Raw genomic sequence first — 3,171 nt, 5'->3', positions numbered from 1 at the left:
GTATTGATGATAACATTGGCATTTGCTATAACTTCATAAGCTTCCTCCCACATAAAGCCTGTGTTTGAATTGTACGCAAACTCACCCTGAGTAGTAAACCTACCTGAGTTACCATTGGAAAAACGTTGTCCGAACGAACTTCGTTGGTGGCAATCATATCCCTTCCGTAGTAACCAGACCCGGTCAACACATTGTGTGCACCTTTTAAAAGACTATACAGGTTACTTACTTTAGTAATACTACCTTCAGAGTTTTTTTCCTGCGAAAGGGTTGGATCTAAACTGTCAGTAGTACAAGCAGCCAATATGCTAATTGCTGCTACCGCGGACAGTATGTAATTGAACTTATTTTTTATACTTTTTCTCATCTTCTTAGAAATTAATATTTACACCTAAGGAAATTGAACGAGCTGGAGGTGTCTCAAGACCTATCTCCCCTGGATCAACCGTACCGTTCTGACTATCCACATCTACTTCTGGGTCATAAAGTAGGTTGTCATCTTTCACCCATGTAAGCAAGTTGTTTCCTCTTACATAAAACCTCAATTTGGTCAAACCTACACTTTCCAATGCTCTTGAAGGGACATCATACCCAACTGTAAGTGAACGCAAACGAATAAAGTCTGCATCGTACAAGAACTTGGAATGTCTCTGCCATGGCTCACCTCCTGTTGTTGGAGCACCATATCGAACATTGTCACCAGGTTGCTGCCAACGATCCAATAACGTGTTATATCCATTATAAACCGTTAGAGGATATCCATTGTTTTGGTGCAAGTAAAGATGCCATCCTTCATATACTTTATGCCCTCCTGCATAGTAACCAGTTGCATTTAAGAAAAATCCTTTAAACGCGAAGTTTAAATTAAGACCCGCAGTAGTAGTAGGCACAGCATTTCCTCCTTGGAATACAGCCTCGGCCTCATTAAAATTATTGGTTGTTTCACCATCAACTCCATTTATATACCACTCTTCATCACCCGTATCTGGATTCACACCAGCCCATGTTGGCATATACCACGCGTATGCTGGGTGACCAGACTCGATTCGCGTTCTAACGGTAGTGATAGTACTTTCCACACCGTTTGGATCGGTAGGTAATTTAGTGATTTCGTTCTTAACCTTTGAAATGTTACCGCCAAGACTAAAACTTAAATCCTCAGTATTAACAATGTTAAAATTCACATCAACTTCAAAACCTTTATTGTTCAACTCACCAATATTTTGTATTTGGCTAGTAAAACCAGTAGTTCTTGATAGCGGAACCTCCAACAAAAGGTCTTTTGAATCCCTGTTGAAATATGCAAAGCTACCACTAACAACATTGTTAAAGAGACCAAAGTCAACACCAACATCCAATGTATGAGAAGTTTCCCATGTCAAATCATCATTACCAAATGTATCCAAATATCCAGCACCTTCTCCACCATAATCATTGGAATATCCAATTAATGGCTGGAACTGGTTAATATCGATAAGGGCATTACCCGTAACACCATACGATCCACGCAACTTAAGTGAATTAATCCATTCAGCGTCCGCCAAGAAATTTTCCTTGTTCAAGTTCCATGCAGCACCAACAGACCAGAAATTACCCCAGCGATTTTTCCTTCCAAATCGAGAGTTTCCTTCTCTTCTGTAAGACAAGTCCAATACATAACGACTATCGAAAGCAGAATACTTAACCATACCTAAATAGGCACCAACATACCAATCGTTGAATGAAGAGCTTATAGAAGTAGGAGTACCTAGGTTGTCTAGATTCTGAAGACCACCATCAGCAAAACTTTGCCCAGCACCACCTACAAAATAACGACGGTTTGCCTGATATTCCTGCAACACTTTAAAATCAAATTTATGATCATCGTTCAACTCCAATGCATAATCCAAATAGTTCTGGAACACATAGAAAACATTGGTCCTATCATACTGACTTGCATCACCACTTGTTGGCTCACCATATCCATATTCTGGATTGGAATACGTTCTAAAGTTGTACAATTGCAAATCAACATTGAATGTAGAGCCAAAAGTAAAACCTTTAGCAAAATCCCATGTCACATTATTATTTGTCACAATACGTGTCAACCTGTTATCACTAACATTATTGTCTACTAAATAAAGAGGGTTCGGAGTGGAACCTGAGAACTGGTTAGGAGACCCATCAGGATTAAAAGGAGTCAATAAAGGCGAAAGGAAAAACTTTGCTGTTCTTGGGCTTTCAAAATATGCACTTGTTTCCAAATAAGCATCTTGATACATATGTGAAGCCTGATTATTAGTAGTAAAAGTTACATTATCAGTCAAATCTTTCGAAAAGTTGATCGATCCTGAAATTCTTTCAAACTCAGACCCAACAACAGTTGCCTCTTGTTGCATGTACCCCAAGGAAGCAAAGAAAGTGTGACCTTCTCCACCGCCAGAAGCAGAAAAACTATGCTGCTGGATTATTGCATCACGATTAGCAACAGCTTGGTCCCAACGGGCCTCTGGACGACCATTTGCATCCCACTCTGCATAAGGACCAGCCAATAGCGCATCCCTGGCTTCTTGTTTTGAACCAAAAATGCCATCGTTAAAATACGCCTCTGAAGCAAGCTCCAAGCGTTGAGCAGCCGTTAACGGCACAGGACCGGTAATTGCATCATTTTGAAAACCATAACTACTGTTGATACTGAACATTGTTTTTCCAGCACGTCCGCTTTTGGTAGTAATGAGAATTACACCATTTGACCCTCTTGCCCCATATTGAGCTGTTGCAGATGCGTCTTTCAAAACTGTAATCGACTCAATATTGGTTTGATCAATACCAGCCAATGCTGAAAGAGAAGAATAAGCTCCATCAGTACCCACACTACCACTATTTACCGGAACACCATCTATAACATATAATGGCTCATTTCCGGCAGTCACAGAGCTAACACCCCTGATTCTTATGTTTGCAGTAGACCCAGGCGTACCGGATGTAGCAGAAACTGTAAGACCAGAAACGTTTCCTTGTAGTGCTTGATCCACAGAGGGAGTAATTACTTCGCTCAGCTTTTCCGAGTCCACTTTCACTACCGAACCTGTAATATCAGAGCGTCTCTGGGAAGTATACCCTGTCACCACAACCTCTTCCAAGGCCTGGGCATCATCTTCCATCTGTACGTTAATCGTGGAAGAAGAACCA

At 40.8% G+C, this 3,171-nt stretch carries 2 protein-coding genes; both read right to left on the bottom strand.

The window, feature by feature from the left end; translation table 11 throughout:
• Positions 1-25: 25 nt before the first annotated feature.
• A complete protein-coding gene (locus tag K1F36_RS18300; RefSeq protein WP_220115079.1) occupies positions 26-367 on the bottom strand; it encodes a hypothetical protein in 342 nt (113 codons plus the stop codon).
• 4 nt (positions 368-371) lie between these two features.
• Positions 372-3,171, bottom strand: a 2,800-nt coding sequence (locus K1F36_RS18295; RefSeq protein WP_220115078.1) for a SusC/RagA family TonB-linked outer membrane protein, incomplete at its 5' end; no start/stop codon positions are given.

Source organism: Flagellimonas abyssi (assembly GCF_019457905.1).
GTDB lineage: Bacteria > Bacteroidota > Bacteroidia > Flavobacteriales > Flavobacteriaceae > Flagellimonas > Flagellimonas abyssi.
This window is presented reverse-complemented; position numbering and strand designations above follow the sequence as displayed.

What these genes read in the sequence shown, in the direction of transcription:
- K1F36_RS18300 (WP_220115079.1), bottom strand. Translation starts at nt 367, where the DNA reads ATGAGAAAAAGTATAAAAAATAAGTTCAATTACATACTGTCCGCGGTA.